Origin of the sequence: Streptomyces yokosukanensis (assembly GCF_001514035.1) — a bacterium.
Classification (GTDB): domain Bacteria; phylum Actinomycetota; class Actinomycetes; order Streptomycetales; family Streptomycetaceae; genus Streptomyces; species Streptomyces yokosukanensis.
The window spans coordinates 513511-529918 of the sequence record NZ_KQ948207.1; the positions used below are offsets into that span (position 1 = coordinate 513511).

Genomic DNA, 16408 nt, shown 5'->3' on the forward strand with positions numbered 1-16408 from the left:
CCTCAGGGCCGTCGGGACGTCGGCGCGGCGAGGTAGTCGCCGTGTTCTATGTCGTCGAGCAGTGACGGGTGAGTGGGTGACCAGTCGAGCAGCTCTTGGGTGTGGGAGGCGGAGACGGGGCCGTCGAAGCCGTAGAACGTCGAAAGGGAGGGGCTGGGGAAGTGGGCGGCGGCCTCGTCGGGGGTCAGTGAGACCGTGGGCAGGTCGAGGCCGCGGGCGATCGTCTCCGCGATGGACTTGAAGGGGACGCCGCTTTCGGCTGCTCCGTGCAGCACGCTGCCCGCCGGAGCCTTCTCCAGTGCCAGGCGGAACAGGACGGCTGCGTCGAGCCGATGGACCGCGGGCCACCGGTTGCCGCCGTCGGCCACGTAGGCGGACACGCCGGTCTGGCGTGCGGTGGCTGTCAGCATGCCGATGAAGCCGTGGTCACCAGGACCGTGGACCGTGGGAGCGAGTCGGACCACGCTCGCGCGTACGCCTTGCGGGGCGAAGCTCAGGCATGCTCGCTCGCCCGGGATCCGGAAGCCGGCGACCCCGGCGGGATCGGGATCGTCGGCTTCGCCGCTCACTCGGCCTGCGGGCATGACCAGGGTGCCCGAGGTGCTGATGAACGGCCGGTCCGAGTGCTCCAGCGCGTGGCCGAGGGCCTCGATCGCGGTGCGGTCGCGCCTCATCATGTCGTCGGGGTCGGCGAAATCGCCGCCGAAGGCCATGTGCACGACGCCGTCCGCGGCTTCGGCGCCGTTGTGCAGGCTGTCGAGGTCGTCGAGAGAGCCGCGGTGAGGTGTGGCGCCCAGTGACTCCAGCCGTGCGGCGGCGGTGTCCGAGCGTGCGAGGCCGGTGACGGTGTGGCCGGCCGCGAGGAGTTCGGCGACGACGGCGGGGCCGGTCAGGCCGGAGCCGCCGGTGACGAAGACATGCATGCGGCACTCTCCTTCTACGTCAGTGGATGGCGCTACTTAGTGCCATTCACTGACGGTAAGTAATGTCAGTCACTGGCGTCAAGTAGTGTCGGTCACTGGCATATGGGATATCCTCAGGAGGTGCCACGTAGCGGAGCAGAAGCGCGCCGCCGCCTCCAGCAGGCGGCCTTGGAGCTGTATCGGGAGCAGGGGTTCGACCGGACCACCGCGGCTGAGATCGCCGCCCGGGCCGGTGTCAACGAGCGAACGTTCTTCCGGCACTTCCCGGACAAGCGCGAGGTGCTCTTCGACGGCGAAGCCGACCTGCGCGCGGCCCTGACGCAGGCGGTGGCCGAAGCGCCCGCTCCGCTGCAGCCCCTCGACACGCTGCTCTGGGCCTTCCGGAAGGCCGGACGGATCCTTGAGGACAACCGCCCGTTCTCCGAACCGCGACTGGCAGTCATCGCGGTGACACCGGCGCTCCGTGAACGCGAGTTGGCCAAGCACGCGTCGCTCATCGAAGCCGTGGCGGAGGCGCTGCGGCAGCGAGACGTCCCCGACCGGCTGGCCGGCCTGGCCGCTCAGACCGGCTGGGCGGCCTTTCACCACGCCGCCCAAGCCTGGATCGACGACCCCGCACGGAGTCTGGACGCGCACCTCTCGCGAGCCTTCGACGATCTGCGCGCCCTCTCCGGAACCGCCCAGGAGGCGAAGTACGCGGCGAGGGCCGACTAGGTCGCGGGACGTGAGGGCCAGCGCTGGTGGGGGCGCTGGTCAGGGCGCACGCGAGGGTTCCGGCGGGTCGCGTCTGCGGCCGGTTCGACGAAGAGCACGAGCGGCCCGGACCGTGGACGAGTGCCGCGGTCCGGGCCGGCTCACGCCTGATGTCAGACGCTGTGGCGGTCGACGCAGGTGGTGGGGGGTCAGGGAAGCAGGACGGCCTTGCCGTGGTTGCGATGGGCTTCCAGGTCGGCGTGGGCCTGCGCCGCGTCCGCCAGGGGATAGGAACGCCAGATCGGCACGGTGAGCTTGCCGACGGCGGCCAACTGCACCAGCTCCTGGAGGGATTGCCCGGCCTGGTCGCCGCCGCCCGCGCTGAAGCGGACACCGTGCTCAGCGGCGGACATGTCGGCGATGGTGATGACATGTGCGCTGTCGCCGGTCAGGGCGACGGAGTCCGCGAGCACGCCGACACCGGAGGCGTCGAAGACGAGGTCGACTCCCTGGGGGGCGGCGGCTTTCACTCGCTCCAGCCATCCGTCGCCGTAGCGGACCGCGGTGGCTCCGAGTGCGGTGACGCGCTCGATGTCGTGCTCACCGGCGGTTCCGACGACGGTGATGCCGCGGGCTGTGGCCAACTGCACGGCGATGGTGCCCACGCTGCCGCCGGCGCCGTGGACGAGGAGGGTCCGACCCGCTCGTGCCCCCAGCTGGTCGAGGACGCGGGACGCGGTCCGGCCGACCGTGACCAGTGAGGCCGCGACCTCCCACGACAGGGCCTCGGGTTTGGCCACCGGCTGGTCGAGCAGGGCGTACTCGCCGTAGCTGCCGCCGACGGCGGAACCGAGAACCTCGTCTCCCACGGCCGCGTCGACTCCCTCGCCGACGGCGTCGACGACACCGGCGGCGTCCAGGCCGGGAGTCACGGGGAAGCGGGCCGGGATCGCACGGGCCATCAGACCGGACCGGATCTTCAGGTCGAGGGGGTTCACGGAGGCGGCCCGCACTCGGATCCGGACCTGGCCGGGTCCGGGGTCCGGTGCGGTGACCTCGGACAGCTGCAGTACCTCGGGCGCGCCGTACTCGGAGAATGTGATCGCTTTGGGCATCAGGAACTCCCTGGTAGGAGGGGTGGGAGGGGAGGGGGGCCGTACGTGCCGTGCTGCACTGCGCGGCCGTGACAGAGGGCTGCGTCGCTCAGCCGGTGAGGGTGGGGTAGTCGGTGTAGCCGCGGTGGTCGCCGCCGTAGAAGGTGGCCTGGTCCGGGGTGTTGAACGGACCGCCGTTCGCGAGGCGGCGGGGCAGGTCGGGGTTGGCCAGGAACAGGGCCCCGTAGGAGATCATGTCCGCGCTCCCGTCCTCGATCAGCTTCAGCGCGTCGGGGCCGGTGGCGTCGGGGTGGGTGAAGGGGTTGAGGACGAACGTGCCGGGCCAGGCGTTGCGCAGCCGTGCGGTCAGGTCGCGGTCGGGACCCTCCAGCAGGTGCAGGTAGGCGAGGTCCAGGTCGACGAGTCGGTTCAGCAGGGCGGGGTAGACCTCGCGCGGGTTGTCCTCGGAGATGTCGTTGTACGGGTTTCCGGGTGAGATCCGCAGGCCCACGCGGCGGCCGCCGATCGCCTCGGCCACGGCGGCGACGACCTCCACGGCGAAGCGGATCAGGCCTTCGGTGGTGCCGCCCCAGGCGTCGGTGCGCTGGTTGGTGCCGGGCGCGAGGAACTGGTGGATCAGGTAGCCGTTGGCGCCGTGGATCTCCACCCCGTCGAATCCGGCCTCGACGGCGTTGCGAGCGGCGTCGGCGAAGTCGGCGATCGTCCGGCGGATCTCCGCTTCGCTCAGTTCCCTCGGCGTCACGAACTCCTTCGGCCCGGCAGGGGTGAAGACCTGGCCCTTGGCGGCCACCGCCGACGGTCCCACCGGCAGCAGACCGTCGGGCAGCAGGCTCGGGTGGCCGATCCGGCCGGTGTGCATCAGCTGGGCGAAGATCGCGCCGCCCTCGCGGTGCACGGCGTCGGTCACGGCCTTCCAGGCCTGCACCTGCCCGGCCGTGTGCAGACCGGGGGTGTCGGGGTAGCCCTGCCCGACCGGCGAGGGCTGGATGCCCTCGGTGACGATCAGCCCGGCGCCGGCGCGCTGTGCGTAGTACGTCGCCATCAGCTCGGTCGGCTCGGCGTTGGGCCCGAAGGCACGGCTGCGGGTCATCGGCGCCATCGCGACGCGGTTGGCCAGGCGCTTGCCGCCCAGCTCGATCGGATCGAAAGCAGTGGTCATGGCCTCTTCCTCGGGTTGCGTGCTGTTGCGCGGTCCGGTCGTTCCGTCGCCCGCACCGCGGAAATTACCTGTCCGAACAAGTAAATCACCTGTCCGAACAGGTAAATGCTGATGATTCATTCCTGGCATGAATGTGAGGTACGTCACGTGCCTCGACATGGCCCTCTGTGGACGGCCCCTCCGTCGAAGCTTGGGGACTCCTTGGGGGCGGCCTACCGAGAGGTAGGATGAACTTGCTCGGGCAGGAAAGTGAGGGAAGAGATGGCGCAGTCCACACCGGAGGGTGGATCCGGATGGGGTCCCCCGGGGGCAGGGCAGGAGGTCACCGTCCCGGTGCCGGCCGCGGCCGGCAGTGGTCCGATCAGTCACGCGATCTTCCGCCTGGCGCGTCTGCATCGCATGTTCGCGGGACAGCTGCTGCGGCGCATCGGCCTTCATCCGGGCCAGGAGCTGGTCATGATGCACCTGTGGGAGCTCGGCCCCCAGCGTCAGGCCGACCTGGTGCGCCTGATGGACTCCGACGCCGCCACGATGACGCGCACCGTCCGGCGCCTGGAGCAGGCCGGTTTCGTCCGCCGCCGCCCCTCACCCACCGACAAGCGCGCCTCGCTCATCGAACCCACAGCGGCCAGCCATGCCCTGCGCCGCGAGGTGGAGCAGGTCTGGAGCCAGCTCGAGGATCTCTCGACGGCGGGCCTCTCGGACGACGAGTGCACCGCGGCTCTGCGGACCCTGGAGCGCCTGGAACGCAACCTCGTACAGGCCGCCGCCGATTCCACCGGAGCGAACAGGGAGCGTTGACGCGGGTCTGGACGCTGCTGGACCTGGTGCACCACCTGATGGGGGTGCACCGGCGCTCGGCCGCCATCGTCGCCGCAGACCTGTGTGCCGTCGCCCGGTACCAGCTCCAGGAGGTCGCGGTGCACACCTGCGCGCTCCCGAGGGGATCGAAGCCATCGCGGAAGTGATCCGCCATCACCGCAGCGCGACCGGCCGAACGAGCGAGCCGGCTCCCTCCGATCGGCTGACATGAATCCGTTCGGCGCTGCCCCCTGATGCCGACGGGGCTGGGCATCCGTACTTTCTGTCGCGTGAAACTGACGAACAGTCACCGGCGTGCGGGCGTGAGGGTCCGGCGTCTTGTCGTGACTCTCACCGCGCCACTGGTCATGCTGCTGGCGGCGGTGCCGGCGGCTGTCTCTGCCCCGGCGGGGCCCGCGCCGGTGTCCCCGCGGCAGGTGGAACTGCACCGTTCTGCCACGTACAACATGCGCTACAAGTGGGAACGTTGGCAGCATGGAGTCTTTCCGCTGGCCAGGCAGGCGGAGATCCTGGCCCTCCAGGAGGTCCCGGACAGTCTGCCCCCGGACACGGAGCCGGCGGACGGGAGGCACGTGGGCGCGCTGACGCCCATGCCCAACGGGTTCACCGTCGAGCGCTATCGCTGGGTGAACTGCCGTCCGCCCAACCCGCAGAGCCCCTGCATCATCTACCGGATCGTGACGCAGCGCCGCAACCGCTCGATCGCCATTGTGGTCAACCAGCCGGACGACGACGTCGTCGCCGTCAACGTCGTCCCACCCCAGGCCCCGGAGGACGACGCCAAACCCGCGCTCGGGATCCAGCTGTCGGACGGGACCTGGTTCTACTCCGTGCACGCACGGAACAGGGTGGGCGTCCGCCAGGACAACGACGCCCCTGACCTGGTGGCCGCGATCGACCGGGTGGCGGGCGCCCACTGGGCGGTCTTGGGCGACTTCAACCGCACGCCGGACTCGTGGGAACGGCGACAGCTGGCCCCGGGTATCGGGATCAACCGCACGGACCTCGCCACCTACCCGGTGCCGGCGCCCAGGTCCGAACTCGACTACATGGTCTACAGGGGCCTCTCGTCACTCGCGGCGTACAGCGCCCACCGCCTGACCTATGTCGACGGCTCCGACCACTACCCGGTCGGCTTCTGGTACAGCCCGAACGGCAATGTCGAGTACCCCTGCGATCCCGGCGACGCCCAGCTGCGCGCGGCCCGGGCCAGGTGCGCGCCGAAGACGGCGATCGTGTCGATGGGCGACAGCTACATCTCCGGCGAAGCCGGCCGCTGGGCGGGCAACGCCAACACCACCCCGGCGGGGACGGACTGGGGCACGGACCGCGCCGCGACCAACTGCGTCAACGAGACGAGATGCCAGACCGACCTCGACCGGGTCTACGGCCTCACCTCGTACGCCGAGGGCGGCAACCGCTGCGACCGATCCGACACCGCGCCGATCCTCGCCGCCTCCTATCCCTTCTCCGAGTGGCGGCACTTCAATCTGGCCTGCTCCGGGGCCACGACGGACGAGATCAGCCGGCCGTTCTCCGAGAAGGGCCAGCCCGCCCAGATCGATCAGCTGAAGGCGGTGGCCTCGGCGTACCGGGTGGCAGAGATCGTCGTCTCGATCGGCGGCAACGACCTGGGGTTCGAGGACATCATCAGCTCATGCGCCAGAGACTTCCTCTTGTCCCCGCCGTTCTACTCGCACTACTGCAAGAAGGGGTGGGGCGACCAGAGCACGGAGCTCGACACCGTCGGAAACAAGGTGACGCGGTCCCTGAAGGACATCCAGGAATCGATGTCCGAGGCGGGCTATGCCCCCTGGGAATACCGACTGGTCGTCCAGAACTACCCGCAGCCGCTCCCGCCGGGCAACGCCTACCGGTACCCCGAGACCAACGCCGCGCGCTACGGCAAAGGCGGCTGTCCATTCTTCGACGCGGACACGGACTGGGCCCGCGACACCATCGTGACCGGGATGACCAGGGAACTCCAGCAGGCTGCCGAACGGGTCGGCGCCACATTCCTGGACGTGCAGGACGCCCTCGCCGGGCACGAGCTGTGCAACAAGAACGCCCAGCAAGCCACGAGCGCCAACACTGCTGCCCAGCCGCTGAATTCACAGTCGGCCGAATGGGTACGCTGGGTCTCCTACCTCAAATTCCAGAGTGCGCTCTGGTCCTCGCAAGGAGCCAAGCAGGAGGCGATCCACCCGAACTTCTTCGGTCAGCTGGCGCTGGGCGGCTGCCTCACCGAGCTGGGCACACGGCCGGCCTCGGGCTTCTACTCCTCGTGGGTCTGCACCAATGACGGCCTGCACGGTATCGACGGCATGCAGGTCCACAGGGCATAGCCGACGGCCGGAACCCTGCATTGCGCGCCGGAGCACCACCGGCGGTGCTCCGGCCGCCGACGGGGGTGACCGGGATGGGGTACGTCTCGTGCACCAGCGCGTGCGGAACCCACGATGAAGAGGACCCAACACCTGATGTCCATATGGCCTTCCGTCGTCGCCGTACTCGGTACCCTCGCCGGTACCCTGACCGCCGGGCTCCTCCAGCACCGCTCGGCACGCACCGCACGCGCCGAGGAGCGCGCCGACAGCCACCGCCAGGACCAACTCGGTGCCGTCACCGACTTCGCGGCCGCCCTGGACGCGCACCGCTCGGCGATCTTCCATCGGGAGCGTCTGGCCCTGACCGAGGCAGGCACCGAGCACCAGTTGGAGGCCCAGACGAGGTCCCACGACACCCGGACGGCGATCACCGCGCCGCACATCCGACTTCAGGTCCTGGTCCCCGAGCTGGCCGGACCCGCCCAGCAGGCCGCAGACGCCACGTACGCGCTGCGCAAGGCCACCGACCGGGCCGAGTTGGACGCCCAGCGGCATGCGGCCAAGGAAGCGTCCGTCGCCTTCATCGCCGCGGCCGCCACACTCCTGAGCCCCGACAACCGTTGACCGAGGGCGACCAGAACCGCTCTTGGAGATGACCTACGCGGCCGGCCCGTAGGAGCGTCGCTCAGCGCAGTACCGCCGCCAGCAGGTCCGGGCCCAGCGCCGTGAGGTCCAGCGACACCGGATCCGAAGGGATCGGTTCGGCCGCAGCATGTCCACGATGATGCAGTCGCCGCCCGGTGGGGCGTCCCTGCCGTCGCCGCGGGCTCCGTGGTCTGCACCCTGGCATCGATGGTGCCGGCGGTCGGATGCCCCGCCACATCGCCCATGTCGCCGGGTGGCTCTCGAGTGTCACAGCAGGCCGATGTTGGTGAGTGGGACGTTCCAGTCGCTGCTCTCCATGTGGCCATGGCCGTCCAGAGCCGTTGCGGGCAGCGTGAACTGCAGCAGCCCGGCCACGACAACGGCCACGACGGCGACGACACTTCGCTTCACGGTTCCTCCTCGACGACGGCAGTACCGACCACCCTGCTCCGAGGCGGCAGTCCCCGCCTGTGCAGCCACGCCGCCCGGCAGGTGGATTCAGCCGCTCGGTGGTGCCGTCTCCCTCGGTGGGCCGTCGGCATCGGCCTCACCCGTGGATCCAAGAACTTGTCGCCGACGAGCTGCCCAGCAGGCGCAGCGCGTGGGCGGACGCGCTGTCGGGTTCGGCGGTGTAGAGGTAGAGGTGGAGGTGGAGGGCCTGGTCCGGGTCGTCGGGCAATGTGAGGGACTCATAGTCCAGGGCCAGTTCGCCGATGAGGGGGGGATCGCTTGGTGCCGTGGGTGTATTCGAGGACGCCGTGGTCGGCCCACCACCGGCCGAAGTCCGCGCTGTGCACGGACAGTTCGCCGACCAGCCCGCCGAGGAACGGGACCGGATGATCGGAGGACTTGCGCGAAGAGGTCGCCTCCTCCGGTGTGCGCGTGATCACCATCGCCCCCGGCGCCGTGGAGACCGAACTGCTGTCGCACACCTGCAACGAGCGGATCAAACAGGACTACGAGGCATGGAAGAAGTCCGCCGGCGGTGCCCTGGACCGGCAGGCCGTGGCCGAGGCCATCGCCTACCGGCAACCGCAGAACGTCACCGTCCGTGAGATCGTCCTCGCCGCCACCGGCCAGGAAGCCTGACCGGCCCTGTCAGCGGAGATGGGCCGGGCCTCAAGCGCCGGACAGCCCACGCGAACGAGGCCTTGTCGCCTGCGCGGGTCGCAACAGGTCGAAGCGGACGTCGTGCCACAAGGCGCGGAGCCCGGACGTGCCGTCGGCGGTCAGATGGTCCTTGGGGACGGCCCAGGACTTGACTGGCGTCGTGTCGGGGGTGAGCGCCGGCCACCCCGGGTCACCGGTGGCCGCGAAGGCGGCCCAGGACAGGAGCATGCGGCGGGACAGGGCGTGGTCGTGTGCGTCGGGGGCACTGCCGATGAGGAAGTCCGCGCCGACGGCGTCCAGGTTGCCGAAGGCGAAGGGGATGTCCGCGGTGTGCCAGGGCCTGGCCCCTTCGCGCCTGCGGGCGAAACGAGCCAGGTGCGCCCGGCCGCCGGCCCTCGCGTGGTGCTCGGCGAGCCGGGTGGTGTACTCGCCGAACTGCGCGTCGCTGAAGAGCGCGAGGTAGCGGTCGAGTACCGGGGCGCCCGGCATCAACGCGCGGTAGCCGTCGACCAGGTGGGCCGGGAGGGCCAGGGCATCGGCGAAGTCCGCCAGTTCCGCCTCGGTGGTGACCTCCCGGACGGCCCCCACCGCGTGGAGGAACCAGTACTCCTCCAACGTGTGGCACACCAGCAGGTCCACCTCCCGCGCCGCCCCGGAGGCGAGCATGCGCAGTGGGTCCGCGGGCAGCACCTCGCCGTCGACGACGGGTTGAAAGATCACCGGGTCGAAGGCGTGGACCGGCGTCACGGGCTCGGTCCCACAGCGTGCGGCGGCCTTGTCGGAGGCGGCCACCAGCGCCTGGGGCGGCACGGACAGCAGCCCGTGCGCCGTCGGGGCGACCCCGGCCTCCGCCGCGATCCGCTCGGTGACCGCCGTGGCCAGCTCGACCGTGTAGAAGGCATGGGGCACGCTGTGGGCGATGGCCCGCCGGAACAGCCCTCGTGTCTGCTCCATGCCCATCAGGCAGACGACAGAGCCGCCACCTGCGGAGTGCCCGGCGACGGTGACGTTGCCGGGGTCGCCGCCGAAGGCCGAGACGTTGTCCTGGACCCAGCGCAGCGCGGCGGCCTGGTCCAGCAGTCCGCGGTTGTCGGGAAAGCCGGGCACATGGCCGAAGCCCTCGAAGCCCACCCGGTAGTTGCAGCTGACCACGACCAACCCGGCACGGGCCAGGACCGTCCCGTCGAAGTCGGGCTGGGCGGAGGAGCCGAACGTGTAGGCGCCGCCGTGGATCCAGAAGAACACCGGCAGCGCGCCGCCGTCCGCGTGCTCCGGCGCCCACACGTTGACGGTGAGGATGTCCTCGTCCCCGGGATGCCACACCGGGGATCCGGGCAGCTCCGCCGACTGCGGGGAGATGGGACCGAAGGCCGTGCAGTCCCTGATCCCGTCCCAGGCCGCTGCCGGTCGCGGTTCCCGGAACCGGCGGGCACCGAAGGGCGCGGCCGCGTAAGGGATACCGAGGACGGCGGTGATGCCGTCGCCGGCCTCTCGGCCACGTACACGGCCGCTCGTCGTCCGGAAAGCCGCTTCAACACCACATGGTCGCTCACTCATCGCACGCCAGTCTCGCCGATCAGCCGGCGTCGGCGCGACCGGGTTCGGAGCGGCGTTGCGAGCGGTGGCGGCGCGACGGCGTTGCTCGTCCGGCGCCCGCCGATGGATGAGGACGCCGGTTCGGGGAACTCGGAGGGCCAGGGGGAACGGCCAACCTCGGGAGGCACGTCATGATCGCTCTCGGCATCATTGTGCTGATCATCGGATTTCTCACAGGCATATCGATCCTGTGGACCATCGGCTTGATCCTCACCCTGATCGGCATCGTCTTGTGGGTCATGGGATCCGTAGGTCACGCGGTCGGTGGCCGACGTCACTATTGGTGAGCGCCCGGCAGGCTGTCGTCCTTGATCGCCAGCTCCCGGTCGCCCTGCCGGTAGCCCACGGTGCGAATGCCGAGCGCGGCTTTGAGCCGGCGGGCGGGGACGACCTGGGGGGTGGGGGCGGGGGCGCGTCCCGGCTTCGGCAGTGGGTACGCGGTGGTGGTGGCCGAGTGGAAGGTGATGTTGCCCTCCGTCTTGCTGAACAGCTGGTGGACGTGTCCGTTGAGACAGGTCACCGAGGAGAAGCGGCGCAGGAGCGCGATCACCTTCAACGCGTCGTCCGTGCTCCAGCCCCACTGGGGGTACATGGCGAACAGCGGGATGTGGCTGAAGACGACGACCGGGGTGTCCGACGACAGTCCCGCCAGGTCCTTGCGTACGAAGTCGATCTGCTCCGTGCCGAGGTGGCCCAGCTTCTCCAGGCTCAGGGTGTTGACGAGGGCGATGAAGTGCACTCCGTGGGTGTCGAAGCTGTACCAGCCGTCGCCGAGTGTGCCCTGGCCGAAGATCTGCCGGTATGCGCGGCCCGCGTCGCCGATGGAGTCGTGCTCGCCTGGCACGGTGAAGACGCGGTCCGTCCGCAGCCCGGACATCATCTGCCTGACCTGGTCGAACTGGCCGGGCGTGGACAGATGTGTCAGGTCGCCGCTGTGCATGACGAAGTCGGGCCGGAAACCGAGCGTGTTGACCTGGCCGATCGCTTCGGTGAACGAGCCGACCACGTCCATGTTCGCCGGCCCGTGGAAGCCGATGTGGCTGTCCGAGACCTGTACGAACCGCAGGGCGCCGCCGGAGGCCGCGGCAGCCTCGGCGGCGGTGCCCCCGGAGCCGGCGATGTGGCTGATCACCTCGCCGCCGGCCACGGTCAGCACGACGGCCCCGCCGAACCAGCCCGCGTGGCGCATGAGTTGACGCCGTGTCATGCCGTGTTCCTCGGCGGGCCGGTCGTCGGCGCCGTACGGCACTGGATCCTGGGCGTCACGGTACCCGGTCATCGGGTCACCTCCACCTTGGCCGTCATGAAGGGATGGATGGTGCAGAGATAGGCGTAGGTGCCCGGCTCGGTGAACCGGTAGCTGTAGGTGGCGTGGGTGGCCAGCGCGGGTGAGTGCAGCGGCCCGCCCGATCCGGCGCTGGTGACGGTGTGGGCGTCGGTGTCCTGGTTGGTCCAGGTCACCGTCGTACCGGCTTTGACCTTCAGCGTGGTGGGGGAGAACGTGAAGTTCTTGATCGCCACGGAGTCTCCCTTCACCGGCGCATCGGCCGCGCCCGTCTTCGGCGAGTTCATGGGCATGCTCATGCTTGGCATCGGCGAGGCGCCGGACGCGGTGCTCGCGGGGTGCCCCGGGGCGGAGGCGCCGGGCATCCCGGCCACGTGGCGCTGACCGGGACCGGGCGTGATGGCGCCGGCCGCGGAGGAGCCCGGGGACTGGCCGCACGCACTCAGGAGCCCCAGGGCGACCGCCGTCACCGCTGCGAGCCCGGCCGCGACGCGTGAGCGCCGGCCGACATGATCAAGGTTCGGGTTCATGGTGTTCGTTCCTCACCGATCAGGACAAGGGGGAAGGGTGGCGGCCGAGCGGGCGCCACGACCCGACGAGGGTGACGCTCGTCGACGATTTGCCGTGTATCTCAGCTCTTGTCCGGCTCCACGGGCGACGGTGCCGTTCGGTTCGATCGACGCGCTGCCTTTGTCGGCCGTCTTCGCGATCTCCTCGGATCGAACCCGTTGCCACAGGTGCCGCACGGAACGCCGCACGACAAAAGTGCGTATGTGCGGAATGATCGACTTATGCCATGGAATGCCCGCAAACGTGGCCAAACAGCTGATACGGATCGCTCCGCGCGCCGTGTCTCTGGTGAAGGGGTCGTTTCGGCCGCGGACGAGGAGCTGATCCGCGCTCTGCACGCCGAGCATGCGGGTCCCCTGTTCCACTACGCGCTGCGCCTGACGTCAGGAGACCGGGAGTGGGCCGAGGATGTCGTACAGGAGACGCTGCTACGGGCATGGCAGCACCCCGCCGCGTTCGACCCCGGACGCGGTCCTGCCCGGGCCTGGCTGTTCACGGTCGCCCGGCACCTGGTCATCGATGCCCACCGGGCCCGGCGGGCCAGGCCTCCGGAGACCGGCGGCGAGGCCCTGGAGCGAGCCGCCGAGCAGACGGTGGGCGAGGACCAGATCGAGCAGGCACTGCAGAGCTGGGCGGTGGCCGACGCCATCCGGACGCTGTCTTCGGACCACCGCGCCGTACTCGTCGAGACGTACTACCGGGGCCGGACCATGGCGGAGGCCGCGGGCGTGCTGGGCATCCCGCTGGGCACCGTCAAGTCGCGGACGTACTACGCCCTGCACGCCCTCCGGCTCGCGCTGCAGGAACGAGGCATCGAGCCATGACCGAGGCATGGAGGAGGTGCCGGCCATGAACACGGACCACGACGCCCTGCGGATGGCGCTGGGAGGGTACGTCCTCGGCGGGCTGTCCCCGGCCGAGACGGAACAGGTGCGCGCTCACCTGGCGACATGCGACGCATGCCGGGCGGAGTACGAGCAGCTGGCCGGACTGCCGGCGCTGCTCGCGATGGTCACGCCGGCCGAAGCGGCAGGCCGGACGGCGCCCGCGGGCCACGAGGACCTGGCCGACCGCCTGGTGCGGCGGGCGGCCGAGGAAGCGCAGGGCGCACCGCAGGAGCCGTCCGGCATACCGTCGGCGCCTCAGGCTCCCGAGGCGGGGCTGATCGACAGGATGCTCCAGCAGGCCGCGGCCAGGCGCCGCAGGACCTGGCGGTTGCAGTTGGCCGGTGCGGCCGCCTCCCTGATGCTGGTCGCGGCGGCGGCCGTCGGCGGCACCTGGTTGGCGGCCGGTACGTCCGTGACGAGTCAGGGCAAGCAGCCCGGACCCGCCGCGCCGACGCCGTCGCGCACCTTCTCAGGAACTGATTCCACCACCGGCGTCACCGCCTCGGTGAAGGTGTTCTCCTCGGCCTGGGGCAGTGTCCTGCAGGTCTCGGCCCATGGTGCGCCGGCCGGCGTGATCTGCCGATTGCAGGCGATCGGACCCGGCGGGACCAGGGCGGACGCCGCTACCTGGCGAGCCGGGGCGTACCCGCCCGGAACGAAGATCCCAGGGGCGGTCCCCATGACTCCGGGGGCGATCGAGCGCTTCGAGATCATCGCCGGGAACGGCCAGAAGCTGGTCACGATCCAGGCGTGAGGCCAGCCGGAAGCCGGAAGCCGCAAAAAACGGGAAAAAGGTGCGGATTGCTCGAACCATTTGCCACTCGTCGTTCGTATTACCGGATGAGCGCTCACATACAGGTTCCGGCGTACCGACCGCCTCCTCGTTCTCGGCAGTCCCCACCTCGATCCAGCCTTCGGACCCACACAGAAGAGCCAGAAGACCATGTTTGTGACCGATTCCGAGCGCACCAGCTCGGGGCCCTGTTCCCATCGGGCGACGCTGACCCTGCCCGCACGGGAGGCTCATGTGTCCGCCGCGCGTCACTTCACGGCGGATCTCCTGGAGTGCTGGAGCGTTCCCGAGAGCGAGCGTGACTCCGCCGTTCTCATCGTCGACGAACTCACCGCCAACGCCGCCCAGTACGGCCGCGAGTGCATGACGCTGGTACTCGCCCTCGACCACGACGCCCTGTACATCGTGGTCAGTGACTCGGGAACCGCGGTGGAGCGCGGACCGCACGACGTCGCACCGGACGAACACGGCCGCGGCACCGGCATCGTCACGTACCTCGCGCAGTCGACCGAGGTCCACCAGACGTGCAGCGGCCGGGAGGTCCGCGCCTGCCTGCGGTGCTCGGCATGACGGGCCCCGGCACGCTGCGACGACTCGTTCGTGGCGGGAACGCGGCGGCTCCTCAGGAGCCGGTCGACATCCTGTCGTCGTAGTCCAGGTCCTGGCTGCTGTCGTCCTGCGAGCCGAAGTCGATGGTGGCGAACTCCTGCCCCGGTGACTGGGACCCGTCGGACATCTCGACGTCCGAGCCGCTTTCGGAACTGCTCTCGACGTCGGAGAAGTCCGGCTCCGGGGCGTCCTTCAGGGTGTAGGTCGCCGCGGCGCCGCTGCCGCCCTTGGTCACCCAGCCCGCCTTGATGTACGACTCGATCAGCTTGGTCCGGCGGTCCTTGGGGATGTCGCTGCGGGTCATGCCCTGCGCGTGGGTGTCGGCAGTGCTGGCGGCGGGGGTCGTGCCGTTGGCCCTGTTCTGTTCGTACTCCTCGTGCCAGAGGGCGGTGCCCTTGTCACCGGCCAGCGCCACCAGGGCGAACTCGTCCATCTCGGCCTCGGTCAGCGTCGTCGTGCCGTTCAGGCGTTCCTTCGTCCTCATGTAGAAGTGCGCGAGGTCGCTCGGGTCCTGCCCCGACCTGATCAGGTCGTTGACGTCCGGTTCGTTGTTCCAGGTGTCGTAGTGGACGTTGTTGAGGGTGATGTCGATCCGTTCCGGGATCATCACCCGGCGGTGGTTGCCCTGGGCAGTGCCGTAGTGCACATCGAACTGGAGGTCGCCCGACTTCGCCGCGACCATCTTCCGCTCCATCTGGCGCCACATGCCGGTGCCCTGGTTCAGGGACCACTGCGGGACGATGTTCACGTCCACATCGCTTCCGCCGACCTCCAGGCCCATCACGTGACCGCGGTCGTAGCCCGCCCCGCCGAACAGGTCCTTCCAGATCTGCTTCTTGTCGGGTGCCCCCTTCGACCCCATCGCGTTCCTGTACGACGTCACGAGCGAGGTGACCGCGACCGGCTCCGGCGCCTGCTTCCGGTCGGAGGTGCCCGTGGGCTTGATCTTGCCGGTGACCCTCCGCGGGCGCTTGACGGTCAGGTTCTGGGCGAGCCGGGCACCACGTTTGCCGGGGTGGTAGTGCGAGACGACCGCGTCCTCCAGCTGGGTGGAGCTGGCCCGTTGCACCACGTCCGCCCCTGCCGCGACGGGCGGCCCGGCCTCCGCGTGGCGCTGGACGTCCGGCACCGGACCCGACATGACCCTGCGCGCATTGGCCTCGGCGGCCTTCTCGAAGCGGTCGCCCGGGTCGGACACGGAGAACCCCTGGCCGGTGTCGGTGCCCGAGACCGGCCCACTGCGCTGCTGGACGACATGGGTGAGTTCATGGGCCAGGGTGTGCTTGTCCCCGCCGCCCTCGCCGATCACGACATGGCTGCCGGAGGTGTACGCACGGGCACCCAGCTCGGCCGCCGACGTCCTGGCGGCACTGTCGGTGTGCACACGGACGTCGGAGAAGTCGGCACCGAGCCGGCGTTCCATCTCGTTGCGTGTCCTGCCGTCGAGGGGACGACCCGCGCTGCGCAGCACCCCGGCGACGGAGGAGCGCTGCACCGAGGGCGCGCCGGCCTCCCCGTGGCCGCAACCGGGACCGTGCCGGTGGGTCTCCCTCGCCTCGGTCGCCTCCGCGACCTCGGTGCTCCCGATGCCCTCGATGTCCTCGACGCGCTCGGCCCGGCGGAGCATCTGCACGACGGCGGCGTTGCCCACGGCGGCCTGGAGAGCCAGCATCCCCTGTGCGCCCTTCGGGCCGGTCGCCTCTGCCGGGGCGCGCCTCGACTCCCGTCGCCGCCCATGCCCGGCCGAAGTGTGGTCGGATTCCTGAGCGCGCATTCATGGCCTTTCTGGACGGTCGAGACAGCTCTCCCCTTGTACGCCGCGACCACCCGCCTTGACCAGGGATGCAGGGGCACACTTGTCTGCCCCGCCGGAC

Annotated in this window: 18 protein-coding genes and 1 pseudogene; 10 read left to right on the forward strand and 9 right to left on the reverse strand. The window is 70.1% G+C overall.

Annotated features, from left to right (window positions below):
- Positions 1–2: 2 nt before the first annotated feature.
- Entirely contained in the window at positions 3–923 is a 921-nt protein-coding gene (locus AQI95_RS05460; protein WP_067118142.1) for an SDR family oxidoreductase, read from the reverse strand.
- Positions 924–1043: 120 nt separating this feature from the next.
- Between AQI95_RS05460 and AQI95_RS05465 the strand changes: the two genes are divergently transcribed.
- Complete coding sequence (locus AQI95_RS05465) at positions 1044–1637, forward strand: TetR family transcriptional regulator (RefSeq protein ID WP_067118145.1); 594 nt, start codon at positions 1044–1046, stop codon at positions 1635–1637.
- Between the two features lie 188 nt (positions 1638–1825).
- Here the strand turns inward: AQI95_RS05465 and AQI95_RS05470 are convergent, their stop codons facing one another.
- Both AQI95_RS05470 and AQI95_RS05475 read right to left on the reverse strand, forming a co-directional pair.
- Complete coding sequence (locus AQI95_RS05470) at positions 1826–2731, reverse strand: NADP-dependent oxidoreductase (RefSeq protein WP_067118148.1); 906 nt, start codon at positions 2729–2731, stop codon at positions 1826–1828.
- An 88-nt stretch (positions 2732–2819) separates the two neighbouring features.
- On the reverse strand, positions 2820–3890 hold the full coding sequence (locus AQI95_RS05475) for an alkene reductase (protein ID WP_067118151.1): 1071 nt from the start codon (positions 3888–3890) through the stop codon (positions 2820–2822).
- A 261-nt stretch (positions 3891–4151) separates the two neighbouring features.
- Here AQI95_RS05475 and AQI95_RS05480 point away from each other — a divergent pair, with 261 nt between their 5' ends.
- From AQI95_RS05480 to AQI95_RS05490, 4 genes are all read left to right on the forward strand, one after another.
- Complete coding sequence (locus AQI95_RS05480; protein ID WP_067118154.1) at positions 4152–4691, forward strand: MarR family winged helix-turn-helix transcriptional regulator; 540 nt, start codon at positions 4152–4154, stop codon at positions 4689–4691.
- The gene (locus AQI95_RS47160) at positions 4688–4858 is read left to right on the forward strand and encodes a hypothetical protein (protein ID WP_159056457.1); all 171 of its coding nucleotides are present in this window, start codon (positions 4688–4690) and stop codon (positions 4856–4858) included. Before AQI95_RS05480 ends, AQI95_RS47160 begins: the two co-directional genes overlap by 4 nt.
- Before the next feature lie 177 nt (positions 4859–5035).
- Positions 5036–7057, forward strand: coding sequence for an endonuclease/exonuclease/phosphatase family protein (locus AQI95_RS05485; protein ID WP_067118157.1), 2022 nt, complete (start codon positions 5036–5038; stop codon positions 7055–7057).
- A 135-nt stretch (positions 7058–7192) separates the two neighbouring features.
- The gene (locus AQI95_RS05490) at positions 7193–7663 is read left to right on the forward strand and encodes a hypothetical protein (RefSeq protein WP_067118159.1); all 471 of its coding nucleotides are present in this window, start codon (positions 7193–7195) and stop codon (positions 7661–7663) included.
- A 288-nt stretch (positions 7664–7951) separates the two neighbouring features.
- On the opposite strand, the gene AQI95_RS47165 is transcribed toward AQI95_RS05490, so the two are convergent.
- Positions 7952–8095, reverse strand: coding sequence for a hypothetical protein (locus AQI95_RS47165; RefSeq protein ID WP_159056458.1), 144 nt, complete (start codon positions 8093–8095; stop codon positions 7952–7954).
- A 136-nt stretch (positions 8096–8231) separates the two neighbouring features.
- Positions 8232–8577, reverse strand: a pseudogene (locus AQI95_RS50300) (MmyB family transcriptional regulator).
- Here AQI95_RS50300 and AQI95_RS05495 point away from each other — a divergent pair.
- Complete coding sequence (locus AQI95_RS05495; protein ID WP_208614089.1) at positions 8534–8773, forward strand: SDR family oxidoreductase; 240 nt, start codon at positions 8534–8536, stop codon at positions 8771–8773. The pseudogene AQI95_RS50300 and the gene AQI95_RS05495 sit on opposite strands and share 44 nt — an antisense overlap.
- Positions 8774–8803: 30 nt before the next feature.
- Here AQI95_RS05495 and AQI95_RS05500 read toward each other — a convergent pair whose 3' ends face one another.
- On the reverse strand, positions 8804–10351 hold the full coding sequence (locus AQI95_RS05500; protein WP_067118162.1) for a carboxylesterase/lipase family protein: 1548 nt from the start codon (positions 10349–10351) through the stop codon (positions 8804–8806).
- Between the two features lie 170 nt (positions 10352–10521).
- Here AQI95_RS05500 and AQI95_RS47890 point away from each other — a divergent pair, with 170 nt between their 5' ends.
- Complete coding sequence (locus tag AQI95_RS47890; protein WP_167361925.1) at positions 10522–10677, forward strand: DUF6131 family protein; 156 nt, start codon at positions 10522–10524, stop codon at positions 10675–10677.
- Here AQI95_RS47890 and AQI95_RS05505 read toward each other — a convergent pair.
- Together AQI95_RS05505 and AQI95_RS48730 are read right to left on the reverse strand one after the other, a co-directional pair.
- Entirely contained in the window at positions 10668–11669 is a 1002-nt protein-coding gene (locus tag AQI95_RS05505; RefSeq protein WP_067118164.1) for a metallophosphoesterase family protein, read from the reverse strand. The genes AQI95_RS47890 and AQI95_RS05505 overlap by 10 nt on opposite strands.
- Complete coding sequence (locus tag AQI95_RS48730) at positions 11666–12205, reverse strand: cupredoxin domain-containing protein (protein ID WP_244188633.1); 540 nt, start codon at positions 12203–12205, stop codon at positions 11666–11668. Before AQI95_RS48730 ends, AQI95_RS05505 begins: the two co-directional genes overlap by 4 nt.
- Positions 12206–12466: 261 nt before the next feature.
- Between AQI95_RS48730 and AQI95_RS05515 the strand changes: the two genes are divergently transcribed.
- The 3 genes from AQI95_RS05515 (at position 12467) to AQI95_RS05525 (ending at position 14495) form a co-directional block, all read left to right on the forward strand.
- The gene (locus AQI95_RS05515; RefSeq protein ID WP_079071061.1) at positions 12467–13069 is read left to right on the forward strand and encodes a sigma-70 family RNA polymerase sigma factor; all 603 of its coding nucleotides are present in this window, start codon (positions 12467–12469) and stop codon (positions 13067–13069) included.
- A gap of 25 nt (positions 13070–13094) precedes the next feature.
- Positions 13095–13886: an anti-sigma factor gene (locus AQI95_RS05520; protein WP_067118785.1), complete on the forward strand. Its 792-nt coding sequence runs from the start codon at positions 13095–13097 to the stop codon at positions 13884–13886.
- A gap of 189 nt (positions 13887–14075) precedes the next feature.
- Positions 14076–14495: an ATP-binding protein gene (locus AQI95_RS05525; RefSeq protein WP_079071062.1), complete on the forward strand. Its 420-nt coding sequence runs from the start codon at positions 14076–14078 to the stop codon at positions 14493–14495.
- A gap of 52 nt (positions 14496–14547) precedes the next feature.
- Here the strand turns inward: AQI95_RS05525 and AQI95_RS46310 are convergent, their stop codons facing one another.
- Complete coding sequence (locus AQI95_RS46310) at positions 14548–16308, reverse strand: eCIS core domain-containing protein (RefSeq protein WP_107121547.1); 1761 nt, start codon at positions 16306–16308, stop codon at positions 14548–14550.
- Positions 16309–16408: the final 100 nt, after the last annotated feature.